The sequence below is a fragment of the Comamonas odontotermitis genome (assembly GCF_020080045.1).
In the GTDB taxonomy this organism is placed as follows: domain Bacteria; phylum Pseudomonadota; class Gammaproteobacteria; order Burkholderiales; family Burkholderiaceae_C; genus Comamonas; species Comamonas odontotermitis.
This window is the reverse complement of record NZ_CP083451.1, coordinates 4,266,638-4,283,955: the sequence shown is the minus strand read 5'-3', so window position 1 is coordinate 4,283,955 and position 17,318 is coordinate 4,266,638. Positions and strand designations below refer to the sequence as shown.

The window sequence follows — 17,318 nt, the reverse complement described above, 5'->3', positions numbered from 1 at the left end:
CCTGCAGTGCTGCGGCATGGGTAAGCCCGGCCGCCATTGGATGGGAAAACACCTATTTTCATACAAAGCAGCCATTTGTGGGCTGGTGGTGCGAAATTTTGTGTCCAGAGCATGTTCTTCGCCCTGAGGTGAGGGCCTGCAGGCAGCAAGGCGCTTACCCTAAAACCGTGACAGGCACGGCAGGGCGTCGCAAAAATCCTGCAGTGTCCGGGTATTTATGTGGGAGTCACCTGCAGATGTTCTCCCTGCGCGTGATGAAAGACAGGTTGGGCAATAGGGAAGGGCATTGGCGCGCAACAGACTTCAATAGTTAGCTATACAAATAGTAGCTATAAGCATTTGTACCTAAGGTAAATCCAGAGTGCCCGCTCAGGATGCATGGCCGAGCGCAGGCCATGGCGCAGTGCAGCATGTTAAATTCGCGGGTTGCCAGGCCTCCTAGCCCAGTTTGCGAGTTCTTTGTTCTGCGCGCATGGCCGCCGGGTTTTTCCCTTTTTTGTTTTACTCCGAGAGACACTCATGAAAATTCATGAATACCAAGGCAAGGAAATCTTGCGTCAGTTCGGTGTGCCCGTTCCGCGTGGCATTCCCGCTTTCACTGTGCAAGAAGCAGTGGAAGCCGCACAAAAGCTGGGTGGCCCGGTTTGGGTGGTGAAGGCCCAGATCCACGCAGGCGGCCGCGGCAAGGGCGGCGGCGTGAAGGTGGCCAAGACGATCGACGATGTGAAGAAGCTGGCTGAGCAGATCCTCGGCATGCAGCTGATCACGCACCAGACCGGCCCTGAAGGCCAGAAGGTTCGTCGCCTGTACATCGAAGACGGCGCCGACATCCAGAAGGAATACTACCTGTCTGCCGTGACCGACCGTGGCACGCAGAAGGTGGCCTTCATCGCTTCGAGCGAAGGCGGCATGGACATCGAGGAAGTCGCGCACAGCACCCCCGAGAAGATCGTCAAGGTGTTCATCGACCCCCTCAAGGGCTTCACCCAGGCCGACGGCGAAGAGCTGGGCAAGGGCATCGGCATGCCTGCGGACTCGATGGCGCAGTTCATCGACATCTGCCAGAAGCTGTACAAGTGCTACATGGACACGGATGCATCGCTGGTCGAAATCAACCCGCTCAACCGTGACTCCAAGGGCAACGTGATTGCGCTGGACGCCAAGTTCAACTTCGACTCCAACGCCCTGTTCCGCCACCCGGAAATCGTGGCCTTCCGCGACCTGGACGAAGAAGATCCTGCTGAAATCGAGGCTTCCAAGTTCGATCTGGCCTACATCAGCCTGGACGGCAACATCGGCTGCCTGGTGAACGGCGCCGGTCTGGCCATGGCCACCATGGACACCATCAAGCTGTTCGGCGGCGAGCCTGCCAACTTCCTGGACGTGGGCGGCGGTGCCACCCCCGAGAAGGTCACCGAAGCCTTCAAGATCATGCTCAAGAACCCCAAGGTCAAGGGCATTCTGGTCAACATCTTTGGCGGCATCATGAAGTGCGACACCATCGCCACCGGCGTGATCACCGCCTGCAAGGCCGTGAACCTGCAAGTGCCTCTGGTCGTGCGCATGAAGGGTACCAACGAAGAGCTGGGCAAGAAGATGCTGGCTGAATCGGGCCTGCCGATCATCAGCGCAGACACCATGGCCGAAGCGGCCACCAAGATCGTTGCCGCAGTGAAGTAAGCCCTGGAGAACACAACATGTCTATCTATATCAATAAAGACACCAAAGTCATTACCCAAGGCATCACGGGCAAGACCGGCCAGTTCCACACTGAAAAGTGCCAGGAATACGCAAACGGCAAGAACTGCTTCGTGGCTGGCGTGAACCCCAAGAAGGCTGGCGAAAAGATTTTCGACATCCCAATCTACGGTTCGGTCAAGGACGCGGCCAAGGACACCGGTGCAACCGTGTCTGTGATCTACGTGCCGCCCGCTGGCGCTGCTGCTGCCATCTGGGAAGCCGTGGAAGCCGATCTGGACCTGGCCATCTGCATCACCGAAGGCATCCCCGTGCGTGACATGCTGGAAGTGCGCAACAAGATGAAGGCCAAGGAAGCGGCCGGCGGCAAGAAGACCCTGCTGCTGGGCCCCAACTGCCCAGGCCTCATCACCCCCGGTGAAATCAAGATCGGCATCATGCCCGGCCACATCCACATGCCAGGCCGCATCGGCGTGGTGAGCCGCTCCGGCACGCTGACCTACGAAGCCGTGGCACAGCTGACCGAACTGGGCATTGGCCAGTCGTCTGCCGTCGGTATCGGTGGCGACCCGATCAATGGCTTGAAGCACATCGATGTGATGAAGGCTTTCAACGACGATCCCAACACCGATGCCGTCATCATGATCGGCGAAATCGGCGGTCCGGACGAAGCGGAAGCTGCACAGTGGTGCAAGGCCAACATGAAGAAGCCCGTCGTTGGCTTCATCGCTGGCGTGACTGCCCCCCCCGGCAAGCGCATGGGCCACGCAGGCGCGCTGATCTCCGGCGGCGCTGACACGGCTGATGCCAAGCTGGCCATCATGGAAGAGTGCGGTTTCACCATTACCCGCAACCCATCCGAAATGGGCCGCCTGCTCAAGGGCTTGCTGAAGTAAGAACGTGCACGGAGCCTCCGCGTACCCGTAAAGAGGCTCCGAGCGGTATCTACGCAAAATTACGCATGTAAAGAGCGGTTTGCGCCGCTACACTGCGTACTCCAACTAAAAAGAAGACGCCAGATCTCCATGATCTGGCGTCTTTGCATTCATAACTACGGAGCGCAAAATGGAGTACCTCAGTCACCCCGACTTCTGGATCGGGCTGGTCAAAATCATCTGGATCAACATCATTCTCTCGGGCGACAACGCGGTTGTCATTGCCCTTGCAGCACGTTCACTCCCGCCTGAGCAGCAGAAAAAAGCCATCATGTTTGGCTCCGGCGCCGCCGTGGTGTTGCGGATTGTGCTGACTGTGGTGGCCGCCAAGCTGCTGGAGCTGTCCTTCCTGCAGATCGTCGGAGGCTGCCTGCTGCTGTGGATCGGTCTGCAACTGCTGACCAGCAATGAAGACGACGAAGGCGCATCCAAGGGCACCGGCTCGATGATGACCGCCATCCGCACCATCCTGATTGCCGATCTGGTGATGAGCCTGGACAACGTGATTGCTGTGGCCGCAGCGGCTCAGGGCAACATGGTGCTGCTCATCCTGGGCCTGGCCATCTCCATCCCTCTGGTGATCTTTGGCTCCACGCTGATGATCAAGCTGATGGAGCGTTTCCCCGTGATCGTCATCCTGGGCGCAGGCCTGATCGGCTGGGTTGGCGGCGAAACCATCATGAACGACAGACTGCTGCACAGCTATGTCGAGGCCAACCCTGCGCTGCACTACATTGCCGCTGCTGCAGGTGCTGCGCTGGTGGTGGGGCTGGGCCTGTGGCTGCAAAAGCGAGGCGAGGCGAAAGCCGCCTGATCTGCCCTCACCACCATCTTCCAGAAAAGCGCCCGAGGGCGCTTTTTTTGCGCCCGAAACCCACGCGTGAGCGACGATACGTATCGTTTGTTAACAAAACTATCAAGACCGGAAACTCCATTGTGATTTTACGTATAATTACATGGAGGTAAATCAACATGCCACGCTTAATAGTTTCTTTAGATGGAATGGTGGTTCAGGACTATGTGCTCAAAGAGTCCAGAACTACCCTGGGCCGCCGTTCCTCCAACGACATCATCCTCACCGACATGGCTGTCAGTGGGGAGCATGTTGCATTCACCTATGAAAAGAAAATTGGCATCGTGGTGGTGGAAGACCTGGGCAGCACCAACGGCACCCGGGTCAATGGCATCAAGATCCGCCGCCAAGTGCTCCAAAGCGGCGATCTGCTCGATATCGGCAAATGCCGCATCCGCTTTTTGATGAGCTCCATCGCACCAGAGACCGGTTCGCCCAATGGCGGTTTCTATACCGAAGCGCTGTCCGTCCCTGTGCCCCACATGCTGCCCGAGAACGAGTCGCATGAAGAAGGTCCATCCACATCGCCTGCAGCATTTCCCCACCATGAGGAAGCGCCCTATAACGCTGGTGCCCACCTGCGCGCAGTCAAAGGTGCTGATGAAGACGTGATGCTCTCCAAGATCGTGACCGCCGTAGGCCGCCCTGGCATCGCAGTGGTGGCCTTCACGAGGCGCGGCAAGGGCTACGTGGTCTCCAAGGTGGACGGTGCCACCGACGCCAAGCTCAATGGTCGCGCGCTGAGCACTACCGAAGCGGTGGTCAAAGGTGGCGACAAGATTGAGCTGGCGGGCATGGAGTATGAGTTCTTGAGTTGATGATTGATTGTCTGCTCACTCCTTCAATCCTTAGACCAACGGCACCTTCGGGTGCCGTTGTCATTTTGAGGGCGGAAGGTTGATGCTCGCTGGCAGATAGCCTGTAGAGTGACAAAAATGTCGAGGCAGGCGTAATGTGACAAAAATGCCTGTTTGCAACAATCAATTAACAAAAAAGCCGCAATTTTGTCAGCCTCACGCAAGCTGACGCACACCGCCAAAAGTTGGCACGGCGCTTGCACTACTACTCACAAGCCAAGTCGCTGTGATCTGGCTACTAGTTTCAATACAGATTCCATAGAGAGGTTTCAACATGCTGCGTAAGATGCAAAAGGGTTTCACCCTGATCGAACTGATGATCGTTGTGGCGATTATTGGTATTTTGGCTGCTATCGCTCTGCCTGCATACCAAGACTACACCATCCGTACCCGCGTTTCGGAAGGTCTGGTGCTGGCAAGTGCTGCTAAGGGCGCTGTTTCGGAGACTTTTGCAAATACCCCTAGCGGAAAAATCATTGCATATGGTGGCTCGGGTGCTCAAGCTGCTCCAGCTGCTGGTGAAGCAGTATATGGTTACGAATTTACGCCGGGCACCAACGTAGGTAGCATTGCGATTTCTGCAATCGCGAATGTTGCTACTCCAGCTGCTGGTGAAGGTTCGATCACCGTCACTTACACTGCAGGTAGCCAAGTGGCAACTGCTTTGGGCAATGTGCTGGTTCTGGAGCCTGGCAGCGAAACTGTGACGAACACTGCACAGCCTTTGAAGCCTCTTGTCGCTGGCGCTCCTGTGGTATGGGGTTGCGGTACAAAGGCTGGTCCTGAAAAGTACAAGTACCTGCCTGCAAACTGCCGCTTTGCTGCACGATAATTGGTTATTTGGTTAAATAAAAAGAGGAGCGATGCTCCTCTTTTTTTGTCTCTATTTATGTTCAATAACCGTCTCATTGCTGCTTCAAAAGCAGGTGTATGCCATTTCTTCTGTAGTGCTCTAATTGCAGCGGTTATCGCGTATCTCGTCTTTGTTATTTGGTATCCTATTCCTTACCGTGAATTGGCAGGTGGGTTGCATCTTTTCTGGATATTGGTAGGGGTTGATGTGGTATGTGGCCCACTGTTGACTGCGGTGATCTTCAATCCTAAAAAATCTAAAAAAGAGTTAAGAATTGATATCTCTTTGATTGTGATAATTCAATGTGCAGCGCTATGTTATGGGGTTTTTAGCATATACCAAGCAAGACCAGTAGCATTGGTATATGAGGTAGATAGATTTGTTGCAGTCAGTGCAGCGCAAATACACCCACAGGACACCGCTCTTGCACCGAATGAATATAAGGAATTCTCTTTTTTTGACAAGCCAAAATTATTGGCTATTCGATCAGCAAAGAATGGGGAAGAAACGCTGGAAAGCATAGATATGTCCATGAAGGGTGTGGAGCCCAGCGAGAGGCCGAACTGGTGGCAAGCCTACGATATGAGCCGCGATATGGTCAAGACCAGAATGAAGCGCCTGAGTAGCCTGTATGCGAAGGGACAAGACCAAGAAAAACTAACTATCGACAAAGCTGCTGCTTTTTACGGATTTGAAAAGGACAATTCTTACTATTTGCCATTGGTGAGCAAAAGAATGCTTGATGCGTGGAGTGTTGTTTTGAACGGTGACGCTACGATCATTGGATATGTAAGGGTCGATGGGTTTGAGGACTAAAGTGCTAGAGATTCGATGTTTTTATATTTTCCACCGGTTTTCCTAATTAGGGAGATATCTTTAAATATCATTTTTGGATCAACCGCCTTACACATATCATAAATAGTCAATAGCGCAATCTGCACCGCAGTAAGGGCCTCCATCTCCACCCCCGTCTGCCCCACCGTCTCCGTCCGCGCCTCGCAGCGGACAGCATTTTTCTCCGGCAGCACTTCAAAATCCACTGACACCTTGGTCAGTGCAATTGGGTGGCACAGAGGGATCAGATCGCTGGTTTTCTTGGCGGCCATGATGCCAGCGAGGCGTGCCACGCCCAGAACGTCGCCTTTCTTGGCGGTGCCAGCCTGGATGATGGCCAGGGTTTCTGGCTGCATGGTGATGTAGCCTTCTGCAATGGCAATACGGTGGGTGGCAGGTTTGGCGCCTACGTCTACCATATGGGCTTGGCCCTGGGCGTCGAAGTGGGTGAGTTCATTCATGGCGTGTGCTTTCAATCTCAATCGCTGGTATCTCTTGTCTCTGCGCAGCATGTGCAACTTGTGCGAGGGTGCTTCATCATACGTGTTAGCGTTGTCGTTGCCTGCATGGAGATTGCGACAGGCAATGCCTTGACTCCGCCCTGGGCGTCATATCTTTTGCTACACGGAATTTTGATGAAAAAATGGCTGTTTGCGCGTACGGGATGTGCGCTGTTAGCTACTAATTTGATAGTTTCAGCTGCGCTGGCTCCTATGGCGACCCACGCCCAGGGGAGTTTGCCAGCCATGGGCGAAGGCGCCGAGATGACGACCAGCGAGGAGCGGCGTCTGGGTGACGATATTGCACGCGAGATTTACCGCGATCCGCAGTTCATCGACGACCCGATTCTGTACGACTATGTCAACAGCATCTGGCAGGAATTGATGGCGGCCGCCAAGCAGCGCGGCACCTTGACGGCCGAGTTGCAGGAGCGCTTTGCCTGGCAGGTAATGCTGATCCAGGATGCGACCGTGAACGCGTTTGCGCTGCCTGGCGGTTTCATGGGGGTGCAGACTGGCTTGGTGGCGGTGGTGGGTAGCCGTGACGAGCTGGCGTCGGTATTGGCGCACGAGTTGAGCCATATCACCCAGCGGCATATCGCACGCATGATGGCGCAGCAAAAGCGCATGACGCCGGTGATGATTGCGAGCATGCTGTTGGGCGCACTGGCTGCCAGCAAGAACCCGGCTGCGGCGCAGGCCCTGATGATGGGCGGGACGGCTGCCGCCATTCAGACGCAGCTGAACTTTTCGCGCGATATGGAGCGCGAGGCGGATCGCACCGGCATGGGCTTGATGCAACCCGCAGGGTACTCGCAGGCGGGCTTTGTCACGATGTTTGAAAAGCTGCAGCAGGCCAACCGCATGAATGACAACGGCAGTTGGCCCTATCTGCGCACCCACCCGCTCACCACGGAGCGGATTGCCGATATGCAGTCGCGCCTGCCCAGCGGTGCAGCGCGCCAGCCGCAGGATGCAGGCATGGTGGCGCAGATGATGTCGGCGCGGGCCAAGGTGCTGTCGAAGGCGGAGCCCGCCGTACTGCAGCAATGGGTGCAACTGACGCAGGCGCCCGAGTTTGCCGCCAAGACGGCTGGGCAGCGTGCCGGTGGCTGGTATCTGGCGGCGCTGGCCAACAGCCAGCTGGGCCGTAGTGATGCAATGCGGGCGGCGCTGGACCAATTGGACGCATTGGTGCAGGGCCACCCGGATGCCACCCGGCAGGCTGGGCTGCTGCGCGCCGATCTGGCACTTGCCAACCGGGCGCCGGATGCCGCATTGGCTGCACTGGGCAAGCTGGCCGGTGCGGCTGTTGCCAATCCACAAGCACCCGCTGCTCGCAAGACGACGACGGTCAGCAATGCGGCAACGGGTCTGGTCAATGAAGCGGTCATCAGCCAGGGCGAAGACAAATCACTGCGCATATCGGATGCGGACGCCAGCACCTCCCTGGCGATGCCAACGAACTCGACCGCTGCGCCATTACCGGCAACCGGTGGTCTGGATCGGGCCGTTGCAATACTGGATGCGCAGGCCCTGGCGCAGCTGCCGTCCGCAGCCCTGGCGCAGCATGCCGATGTGCTGCGCAATACCAGCAATGCCTTGCAGAGCCTGACGGCGCAGTCTCCCAAGGACGCTGCTGCATGGCAAGCGCTGGCGACGGCATTCCGCCTGCAAGGCCAGCCCTTGCGCGCAATCCGTGCCGAAGCGGAGGCGCGCAGCGCCCAGTACGACTATGCGGCTGCCGTAGACCGCTTGCGTGCAGGGCAGGACATGGCGCGCAGCAGCCAGAACCGCACCGATTACTACGAGGCCTCGATCATCGATACGCGCCTGCGCGAGATGCAATCACTCGCGAAAGAGCAGGCGGCTCGTAAGTGATTCGATGGCCAGGCTGATGATGGAGTAGAGCAGCGAGCCGATCAGCGCGGCCCAGAAGCCATGCACTTGAAAGCCGCTGCCTGCGATTCCCGATGCGGCCCAGAACATCAGCGCATTGATCACGAAGAGAAACAGGCCCAGCGTGATCACCGTGACTGGCAGTGTCAGCACCACCAGAATCGGGCGCACGATGGCGTTGCACAGGCCGATCAGCAGGGCTGCAATCAATGCTGCACCAAAGCTGCGCACTTCTACGCCGCTATAGAGATAGGCCACGCACAGCAAGGCGAGGGCAGAGAGGAGCCATTTGATGAGGAGTTTCATGGTTGGGCAGCATAGCGGATTGCAGGAGCTGCGTCATGTCATCCCATTTCTCCAATATCGGATGTGAGTGTCGCTATTGCGAGACTCGCGCCCAGTGACAGTTGCTCCCCAGGCAACAAAAAAGCACCCGAAGGTGCTTGATGGGAGAGGCCCGGTGAGGACGGGCTGGTGATTTGATCAATCCAGAGCCAAGGTAAAGCAGACGCCCAGTACGCTGAGCAGCGACCCTGCCAGCTTGGCGCGGTGGGGCACGAAATCGGCCGAAGGCGGCTCCGAGATGGCCTTGGGGCGGCGCCAGTCCAGCACTTCAGCTTCCGGGTATTCGGCATGCAGCTGGGCAGTCATCTGCTGAACGCTCACCTCGGAGATATGGGTGGACACTCGTGCGCTCTGCAGCAGAGGGCTTTGCGGGATCAGGCCTTCAAACAGGTTCTTGGCCCACTTGTTGCGCCATTTGTCCAGCGTGCTGCGGTTGCCCCAGCGGCTGGCGCGGCGGGTGATCTTGGGGGCGCAAGCCACCAACACCCAGTGCTCTTCGCAGCTGGCTGCTCGCTCCGTCAAGCGTTGCAGGGCGAAAGCGGCGTCATCTACAAAGACTATTTTTACGTTCATCCAAGTGGCCTAGGTGGGCCGGGGGGCGCTTTGGGCGCCGCCCGGTGGTTGAAGGAAAATGTGGCTGTATCCGCTTAGTGGGACTTTTCTGCCGAGAGTTCCGCAGTCTTTTTGCTGGCGATCCACTTGCCCAGTGCCAGCACCAGCAGTGCGCCGCCTACATGGGCTACCCAGTACAGCGAGGTGGAGATCACCGCCATGCCCTTTTCGTCGGTCGTGCCCAGCTTGGGCATCCAGGTCCATTTCTCGGTGTTGACGAACACGGGGTCGGTCACGAGCATGCCACCTGCAATCCAGCCCAGCAGCATGCCGCCAGCCACGATGATGACAGGATAGCGTTCCATCAGCTTGATGACCAGTTGCGAGCCCCAGACGATGATCGGGATCGAGATGAGCAGGCCCAGGATGATGAGCAGCATCTGGTGCTCGCCGGAGCTTTGTGCGGCGCCGGCAATGGCGATCACGTTGTCCACCGACATGACCAGGTCGGCCACGATGATGGTTTTGATGGCCGCCAGCAACTTGTCGCTGCCCTGGATGTTGTCATGGCTCTCTTCATCGGGAGCCACCAGCTTGATACCGATCCACACGAGGAGGATGGCACCCACGACCTTGAGGAAAGGCAACGCCAGCAGCACCATGGCAAAGGCGATCAGGATGACGCGCAGCACAATGGCACCGGCGGTGCCGTAGATGATGCCTTTTCGGCGTTGTTCGGGAGGCAGTTTGCGGCAGGCCAGCGCAATCACGACGGCGTTGTCGCCACCGAGCAGGATGTCGATGATGATGATCTGGCCGAGGGCGATCCAGAAGGGTGTGTGCGTGAGAAAATCCAAATCCATGTAAGCACCTATTTTGAGAAACCGGTCGGTTTTGGAAAACCGCCAGCGATGGGGTGTCGTTACAGGTTTGAAGAGGCGACGTGTTCCGCTGCGGCGAGCGCGCAGGCAGGGGCAGTGGCTTCGAAAAACCTGTGGTGCGGCACCATGGTTTTCAAAGGTCTTGCTCAGATCATGTCGCCATGAACCTAACGCGCCGGAAGCTGTTGAGGCTTCGTATTGACGACGCATTATCTGTCCCCACACCTGCCGCAGGCAGCGCTTGGACGGGAGCTACTCCCCTTCGTCAGCCGGTATTGAAACACATGCCAGGGAACAATGGGTGAAAAGCCCCGGCGCGGCGTCGGAGTATTGCCCGGGGTCCGGTCTTTTCAAACCCAAGGCGCGCAGGGCAATTGTCATGGGCTCACCCGACGGGCAGATGCTGCGGTCTATGATCGCCAGGGTTATGGAGCGTATTTATATTACCGACATCGAGGCCGCGATCAACCACTGGCGCCTGCGGGTGCCCAGCGGCCCGGGGTTGGCACTGGCACCCGAAGTGTGCGCCCTGGCCGAGGTGTATGCGCAGATGGTGTTTAGGCGCGTTTCCGAGATAGACGCCGGCGCGCTGGATGGCGAGGCGATGTTTGCCTGGCTTGCCTGGTATGACACCACGCCGGATACGCCCTGCATCGCGATCTGCTCCACCAGCCAGGGTGACGGCTTCTGCAAAGGCTGCGGGCGTAGCTTCGAGGAGGTTCAGCACTGGCTGTCGTACTCGCCCGTGCAAAAGCGCGCCGTGTGGCAGCGCATCACGGCCGATGGCTCGGCGTGGCGTTTCAACCGCTATGCCGAGCGTGCTCTGGGTGTGGCACCCGTCAAGCTTGTTGAATGAAAATAGCTGCTGGCGCTTGATGCATAAGCGCCAGCAGCTATTGTTTTCATGGTATTCAGCGGCGTATGTGGCGCTGCCTCAACCAGTCGATAGGGGCTTTTTGCAGCAGCGGATGGCTTATTTCCAGCGAATCGGCTCCACGAACACGGTGCCAAGGTTGCTGGAGAGCGTCAGCTGCCCTTCCTGAATGGTTGCCTGCAGCTGCATGCTGCGCTCGGCGAGCCTGGCCAACTCCTGCGACACATCGGAGGGCAGGCGGAAGACTTCGAGCTTCTCCTGGCGCGCCAGTTTGCCTTCCAGGCCTTTCCACCATACTTCGGCGGCGTGGTGAAAACAGTACACCAGCATGTGGTCCGACTTGTTGCAGGCCTTGGTGATGGGCTTCTCCTCGGGCTGGCCCACTTCGATCCATACGCGCTTGGCGCCGGTGAAATCGGTCAGGTGGACATCCGGGTCATCGGGGTCGGACAGGCCTGCGCCAAAACCCAGGGTGCCATCGCCATTGCACAAATCCTGCAGTTGGTGGGCATTGAGCGCCATGGCCACCAGGCGCACCATCATGCGCTCGTCGGTTTCGCTGGGGTGGCGTGCCAGGGTCAGGTTGTGGTCGGCGTAGTAGTTGTGGTCGATGTCTGCAATCGACAGGTTGGCCTTGTAGACCGTAGATTTGAGCGCCATGGCGGGTAATGCTTCAAAAATAATAGCTGCTTGCGCTTTTGGGGTACGCACCAGCAGCTACTTTTATTAAAAAACCGGGCGGAATGCCCGGTGACAGGGTCAGATGCGCTTGGCCAGCTCGGCCGCCTTGCCGGTGTACGAGGCAGGTGTCATTGCCAGGAGACGATCCTTGTCGGCCTGGGGGATTTCCAGGCCGTTGATCAGACGGTGCAGGTCTTCGGCGAGCACCGTCTTGCCACGCGTGACTTCCTTGAGCTTTTCGTATGCACCTTGCACGCCGTAGCGGCGCATCACGGTCTGGATGGGCTCGGCCAGCACTTCCCAGGCATTGTTCAGGTCTTCGGCCAGGCGCTCTTCGTTCAATTCCAGCTTGTTCAGCCCGGTCATCAGCGAAGCGTAGGCCAGGGCCGTGTAACCCATGGCCACGCCAATATTGCGCAGCACAGTCGAATCGGTCAGATCGCGCTGCCAGCGGCTGATCGGCAGCTTCTCGGCCAGGTGGCGCAGGAGCGCGTTGGCCAGGCCCAGGTTGCCTTCGGCGTTTTCAAAGTCGATGGGGTTGACCTTGTGCGGCATGGTGGACGAGCCGATCTCGCCTGCTTTGAGGCGCTGCTTGAAGTAGCCGACCGAGACATAGCCCCAGATGTCGCGCGAGAGGTCGATCAGGATGGTGTTGGCACGGGCAATTGCATCGAACAGCTCGGCCATGTAGTCGTGCGGCTCGATCTGGATGGAATAGGGCTGAAAGCTCAGTCCCAGGCCCTGCGGCTCCTGCTTCTCGATCACGTTCTTGCTGAAGGCTTCCCAGTCGAATTCGGGCCAGGCCGAGAGATGGGCGTTGTAGTTGCCGACGGCACCGTTCATCTTGGCGAGCAGCTTTACGTTGGCAATGCGCTCCATGGCGGCCTGCAGGCGCACGGTCACGTTGGCCAGCTCCTTGCCAACGGTGGTGGGCGATGCAGTCTGGCCGTGGGTGCGGCTGAGCATGGGAACAGAGGCGTACTGGTGCGCCATTTCGCGCAGCTTCAGCACCACGCGGTCGAGGCCCGGCAGCACGACCTGGTCACGGCCGGCGCGGATCTGCAGCGCATGGCTGGTGTTGTTGATGTCTTCGCTGGTGCAGGCAAAGTGCACGAATTCCGCCGCCTTGAGCAGCTCGGGACGGGCATCGAACTTGCCCTTGATCCAGTATTCCACCGCCTTTACGTCGTGGTTGGTGGTCTTTTCAATCTCCTTGATCGCCTCGGCGTCCGCTTCGGAGAAGCTGGCAACCAGGCCGTGCAGATAGCTGCGCGCGCCTTCGGAGAGCGGGGCAAACTCGGCAAAACCGGCGTCCGACAGCGCGATGAACCATGTGATTTCGACCTGCACGCGTCGGTGCATGTAGCCGTATTCGCTCATGATCGGGCGCAGGGTTGCGAGTTTGGAGGCGTAACGGCCATCCAGCGGGGAAAGGGCGGTAAGGGAAGACAGGCTCATGGACCGCTATTGTAGGAGTTGCACTTTTGCCGCGGCGGCAGTCTGGATTTGGCTCGGTACAATCCACACCAGTGCCGCGCACGTTGACCTACAGCAAGGTCCGTGCAGCCCACCCTTGCTCCCACGATTACGCAAATCCATTACCTTAAATGCTATGAAATTGTTAGGAAGCCTCGCCAGCCCTTACGTACGCAAGGTCCGCGTGGTGCTGGCGGAGAAAAAGCTCGACTACCGGTTGGAGTTGCTGGATGTGTGGCAGGACAGGGTGGCCATCACTGCTGCCAACCCACTGGGCAAGGTGCCTTGCCTGGTATTGGACGATGGCGCGGCGTTGGTGGATTCGCGCGTGATTGTCGAGTATCTCGATACGCTGTCGCCTGTGGGCAAATTGATTCCTGGCGTGGGCCGGGAGCGCGCTGAGGTGCGCACATGGGAAGCGATTGCCGACGGCGTGCTGGATGCGGCCGTTCTGGTGCGACTCGAGAACATTTTTGCCGGGCGCTCGCCTGAGCAGCGCAGCCAGGAATGGATTGATCGCCAATGGGGCAAGGTCTGGTCTGGGCTCGATGCCATGAGTCTGGGCCTGGGCAAGAAAAGCTATTTTGCCGGCAACGGCATCCACCTGAGCCTGGCCGACATTGCCGTGGGATGCGCATTGGCGTGGCTGTTGTTCCGCTTTCCGGAGCTGGACTGGCAGGGCAAGTATCCGAATCTGGCGCAATTGCTGGAGCGCCTGGAAGCGCGGCCCAGCTTTGCAGCTACCCAACCCCAGGTCTGATATCTGATACGGGGCAGACCCCCTCCTTCTGCGCACCGCTGCCGACAGCTTCCTCGCGCCAAAGCCATCCGCACCAAAGAAAAGGCCCAGTCCGTAGACTGGGCCTTGGAAGAAAAAAGTTGCGAAGCGTCCCGAAGTGAATGATAGAGAGGGAGGGAGGAGAAGCACCTCAGGTTTGCAGTCATACCGCATACGGCCTGAAAGACTTCGCAACACTAAACTGGCTGGGATTCTGCAGCTTGGGCAAGCCACTCTGCTGAACTCTTGTTCATAGAGTATGGCTCAAATCCCGAAGTTCCAGAGCACCGGAGAAAATGTATTGTAAATAAACAAATTAATTGTTTTTGAATGTAATTTTCTATCGCGTTTCAGTATAGGGTAAATATTAATACTAGTGCAAACGGACGGGTCTTTGCGTGCAAGTGATCGCCCACGCCGATGTCGGAACCAAGTATAAACCCTTGTCGCAATGCGGTGGGTGTGGGGTATTTAGCCCGGGTTGAATACGGCTTGCCACAGCGCCAGAACGGCTTGCTGCTCTGGCTGCAATTCACCCAGCGGCACCTGCGTCGGGGTTTCGTTCAGCCGTGCCACGTGCTGCACACGGCGCAGCGCGCGATAGGCATTGGCGGCTGCCTGACCGACGCTGGCAGGCACCAGACCGGCGGCTTCGGCGCGTTGTACCAGCGCAATATTGCCCAGGTTGGGAATCAGTTCGCGGTGCGCGCCAGCGTGGAGCAGCACCAGGTATTGCACGGCAAACTCCACGTCCATCATGCCACCCACGCTGTGTTTCACATCGAAGAGGCCTGCGGGTACGGTGTGGGCGCCGCGCACGCGTTCACGCATGGTGACAATTTCGTCACGCAGCGCCTGGCCATCACGCGGCGCGGTGATGACGGCTTCGCGCACGGCATCAAAGCGTGCGCCCAGGGCGTCGCTGCCCAAAACAAAGCGCGCTCGCGTCATGGCCTGGTGCTCCCAGGTCCAGGCGGTATTGCTGCCGCGCTGCTGCTGGTAGTTGGCGTAGGAATCAAAGCTGGTGACCAGCAGGCCCGAATTGCCGTTGGGGCGCAGGGCGGTGTCGATCTCGAACAGGTCGCCCTCGCCGGTCTTGACGGTCAACCAGCTGATGAGCTTGCGCACGAAGGCCGAATACACCTCGGGGGCGCGATCGTCGGCGTCGTCGAACACAAAGACAATGTCCAGATCACTGCCGTAGCCCAGTTCCTTGCCGCCTAGCTTGCCGTAGCCGATGATGCCGAACAGGGGCTCGTCACGGTGCCGGTTTTTCAGGCGCTGCCAGCACCACTGCGTGGTGATGCGCAGCACCGCATCGGCCAGTGCCGACAGGTCATCGGCGACCTGCTCGACGGTGATGTGCCCTTCGACATCGCGCGCCAGGGTGCGGAAGGTTTCCGCGTGGTGGGCGCGGCGCAGCAGATTCAGCAGGTTTTCGTCGTCGTCCTCTCCGGTCGATTGCAGTGCGGCGCGGCGGCGCTCCAGTTCGGTCTCGAACTCGGGGGCGTTGAAGCGTTCGTGCATCAGCGCGTCGCTCGCCAGCTCATCAATCACCCCGGGGTGCTGCAGCATGTAACGGGCTGGCCACTTGGCCGCGCCCAGCAAGTGCATCAATTTCTCATGCACAGCGGGGCGTTCCTGCAGTAGGGCGAGGTAGCTTTCGCGGCGCAGCAAGGGCTCCATCCAGTCGGCCAGGCGCACGGCGGCGATTTCGCTCACCTGGCCCTGGGCCAGCCATTGCGCGGTGCGCTGCAGGAGCATCACCAGGCGGGTCTTGCCTCCGTCGCTCAGGTAGGCGTAGCGGGGATTGCGCTGCCACTGCTCAATGCGCTCGCGCACGCTGCCCGGCAGCTGGGCCAGCACGGCGTCCAGTTCCGGGGCTGCCGGGGCTTTGGTGCCGCCGCATTGGCCGGAGCTGCAGCCCTTGGTATCGCCCAGCAATTTGTCGAATTCCTCGGCCACCAGCTCGCGGTGGGCATCGAGCTGGTGCAGGAAGGCGCATTCGTTGTCGTAGCCCAGGGTTCTGGCCATCCAGAGCAGGTCGTCGTCACGCGTGGGCAATACGTGGGTCTGCTGGTCGTCCAGGTACTGGATGCGGTGCTCCACCTGGCGCAGGAAGGTGTAGGCATTGGCAAGGGCCTGGGCAGTCGCGTCGGCCATCAGGCCTGCGCGGGCAAGGCGCCCCAGGGCTTCCAAGGTCGGGCGGCAGCGCAGCTCGGGGAACTGCCCGCCGCGCACCACCTGCAGCAATTGCACGATGAACTCGATCTCGCGGATGCCGCCGCGCGAGAGCTTGACGTCATTGGCGCGCTCCGGGTGTCCGGCGCTGCGCTTGGACGCATGCTCGCGGATCTGGCGGTGCAGGTTGCGCAGCGAGTCGAACACGGCATAGTCGAGGTAGCGGCGGAACACAAAGGGCAGCACCACGCCACGCAGTGCCTGCACGTTGGGCGTGGCAATGTCGGCGAGCGGCGCTACGATGCGGCTTTTCATCCAGGCAAAGCGCTCCCATTCGCGGCCGTGGGTCTGCAGGTAGTCTTCCAGTGCCGACAGCGAGATGGCCGCCGGGCCCGAGTTGCCGTTGGGGCGCAGCATCAGGTCGACGCGAAAGACGAAACCGTGCTCGGTGGTGTCGCCAACCAATTGGTAGATTCGCTTGACGGCGCGCAGAAAGTATTCGTGGTTGCTGAGCTTGCCCCGGCCGTCCGGCCGTCCGGCGGTATCGCCGTCCTGTTCGTACACATAGATCAGGTCGATGTCGCTGGAGACATTGAGCTCGCGCGCGCCCAGCTTGCCCATGCCGATCACCCAGAACTGCACCGGCTGGCCATCGGCGCCCTGAGGCGCGCCGTGTGCGATGTCCAGCTCTGCGCGGGCGGCGGCGGTGGCGGCATCCAGTGCCAACTCGGCCAGTTCGGTGACGCTGCGGGTGACTGCCGCGAGGGTTGCGTGGTCATCGCAGTCCAGATAGATCAGGCGCTCCATCACCAGCTGGCGCAGGATGCGCAGCGAGGCACCCAGGTCGTAGCCCTTGGCCTGCAGTGCTTCCAGGGTGGAGCGCATGGTGGCATGCACAGGAGCGCCGGCGGGCAGCATGTCCAGCATGTCGGCATAGCGGCGATGCAGGCGCTGGAAAAAGCGGGAGTGTGCTGCCAGCGGCGAGGGCAATTGCATGGGAGCCGGCTGGGTGGTGATATCCGTTTGTGCCATAGCGCTATTCAAAGAATGGATCGGCGGCGCCTGTTCAAATGTTCACATCTGAAATGCAAGCTGCGAGGCTGCCGCGGGCCATAATTCTT

Annotated in this window: 16 protein-coding genes; 9 read left to right on the top strand and 7 right to left on the bottom strand. The window is 59.1% G+C overall.

All coding sequences use genetic code 11. The features are described from left to right. Positions 1–519 precede the first annotated feature (519 nt). The 6 genes from sucC to tfpZ all read left to right on the top strand — a co-directional run bounded on the left by sucC (position 520) and on the right by tfpZ (position 6,012). Complete coding sequence (gene sucC / locus LAD35_RS19625) at positions 520–1,680, top strand: ADP-forming succinate--CoA ligase subunit beta (RefSeq protein ID WP_224150606.1); 1,161 nt, start codon at positions 520–522, stop codon at positions 1,678–1,680. Positions 1,681–1,697: 17 nt separating this feature from the next. Beyond that, the gene (gene sucD, locus LAD35_RS19620; RefSeq protein ID WP_184704425.1) at positions 1,698–2,594 is read left to right on the top strand and encodes a succinate--CoA ligase subunit alpha; all 897 of its coding nucleotides are present in this window, start codon (positions 1,698–1,700) and stop codon (positions 2,592–2,594) included. A 169-nt stretch (positions 2,595–2,763) separates the two neighbouring features. After that, positions 2,764–3,447: a TerC family protein gene (locus LAD35_RS19615; protein ID WP_224150605.1), complete on the top strand. Its 684-nt coding sequence runs from the start codon at positions 2,764–2,766 to the stop codon at positions 3,445–3,447. Between the two features lie 158 nt (positions 3,448–3,605). Continuing rightward, the gene (locus LAD35_RS19610; RefSeq protein WP_224150604.1) at positions 3,606–4,304 is read left to right on the top strand and encodes an FHA domain-containing protein; all 699 of its coding nucleotides are present in this window, start codon (positions 3,606–3,608) and stop codon (positions 4,302–4,304) included. Between the two features lie 313 nt (positions 4,305–4,617). Further along, complete coding sequence (locus LAD35_RS19605; protein WP_224150603.1) at positions 4,618–5,175, top strand: pilin; 558 nt, start codon at positions 4,618–4,620, stop codon at positions 5,173–5,175. A gap of 57 nt (positions 5,176–5,232) precedes the next feature. Then, positions 5,233–6,012, top strand: coding sequence for a TfpX/TfpZ family type IV pilin accessory protein (tfpZ, locus tag LAD35_RS19600; protein WP_224150602.1), 780 nt, complete (start codon positions 5,233–5,235; stop codon positions 6,010–6,012). Here tfpZ and moaC read toward each other — a convergent pair. After that, positions 6,009–6,491: a cyclic pyranopterin monophosphate synthase MoaC gene (gene moaC / locus LAD35_RS19595; protein ID WP_224150601.1), complete on the bottom strand. Its 483-nt coding sequence runs from the start codon at positions 6,489–6,491 to the stop codon at positions 6,009–6,011. The two genes, tfpZ and moaC, sit on opposite strands and share 4 nt — an antisense overlap. A 252-nt stretch (positions 6,492–6,743) precedes the next feature. Here moaC and LAD35_RS19590 point away from each other — a divergent pair, with 252 nt between their 5' ends. After that, positions 6,744–8,411 carry a M48 family metalloprotease gene (locus tag LAD35_RS19590; protein WP_224150600.1) on the top strand — a complete coding sequence of 556 codons (1,668 nt, stop codon included), beginning with the start codon at positions 6,744–6,746 and terminating at the stop codon, positions 8,409–8,411. Here LAD35_RS19590 and LAD35_RS19585 read toward each other — a convergent pair. From LAD35_RS19585 to LAD35_RS19575, 3 genes are all read right to left on the bottom strand, one after another. Further along, positions 8,379–8,735, bottom strand: a complete 357-nt coding sequence (locus LAD35_RS19585; RefSeq protein ID WP_224150599.1) for a phage holin family protein — start codon at positions 8,733–8,735, stop codon at positions 8,379–8,381. The genes LAD35_RS19590 and LAD35_RS19585 overlap by 33 nt on opposite strands. Before the next feature lie 177 nt (positions 8,736–8,912). Next, positions 8,913–9,347, bottom strand: coding sequence for a hypothetical protein (locus LAD35_RS19580; RefSeq protein ID WP_184704400.1), 435 nt, complete (start codon positions 9,345–9,347; stop codon positions 8,913–8,915). Between the two features lie 74 nt (positions 9,348–9,421). Beyond that, a complete protein-coding gene (locus tag LAD35_RS19575) occupies positions 9,422–10,189 on the bottom strand; it encodes a TerC family protein (protein ID WP_224150598.1) in 768 nt (255 codons plus the stop codon). Positions 10,190–10,634: 445 nt separating this feature from the next. Between LAD35_RS19575 and LAD35_RS19570 the strand changes: the two genes are divergently transcribed. Further along, positions 10,635–11,063 carry a DUF3717 domain-containing protein gene (locus tag LAD35_RS19570; protein WP_224150597.1) on the top strand — a complete coding sequence of 143 codons (429 nt, stop codon included), beginning with the start codon at positions 10,635–10,637 and terminating at the stop codon, positions 11,061–11,063. 117 nt (positions 11,064–11,180) lie between these two features. Here the strand turns inward: LAD35_RS19570 and LAD35_RS19565 are convergent, their stop codons facing one another. Next, the gene (locus LAD35_RS19565; protein WP_224150596.1) at positions 11,181–11,741 is read right to left on the bottom strand and encodes a YaeQ family protein; all 561 of its coding nucleotides are present in this window, start codon (positions 11,739–11,741) and stop codon (positions 11,181–11,183) included. Positions 11,742–11,840: 99 nt separating this feature from the next. Continuing rightward, positions 11,841–13,220 (bottom strand): adenylosuccinate lyase, encoded by a 1,380-nt coding sequence (purB, locus tag LAD35_RS19560; RefSeq protein WP_224150595.1) that lies wholly within the window; start codon positions 13,218–13,220, stop codon positions 11,841–11,843. 154 nt (positions 13,221–13,374) lie between these two features. Between purB and LAD35_RS19555 the strand changes: the two genes are divergently transcribed. Beyond that, positions 13,375–13,998 carry a glutathione S-transferase family protein gene (locus LAD35_RS19555; RefSeq protein ID WP_224150594.1) on the top strand — a complete coding sequence of 208 codons (624 nt, stop codon included), beginning with the start codon at positions 13,375–13,377 and terminating at the stop codon, positions 13,996–13,998. A 489-nt stretch (positions 13,999–14,487) separates the two neighbouring features. Here LAD35_RS19555 and glnE read toward each other — a convergent pair whose 3' ends face one another. Further along, on the bottom strand, positions 14,488–17,229 hold the full coding sequence (glnE, locus tag LAD35_RS19550) for a bifunctional [glutamate--ammonia ligase]-adenylyl-L-tyrosine phosphorylase/[glutamate--ammonia-ligase] adenylyltransferase (RefSeq protein WP_224150593.1): 2,742 nt from the start codon (positions 17,227–17,229) through the stop codon (positions 14,488–14,490). Between the last annotated feature and the right edge of the window lie 89 nt (positions 17,230–17,318).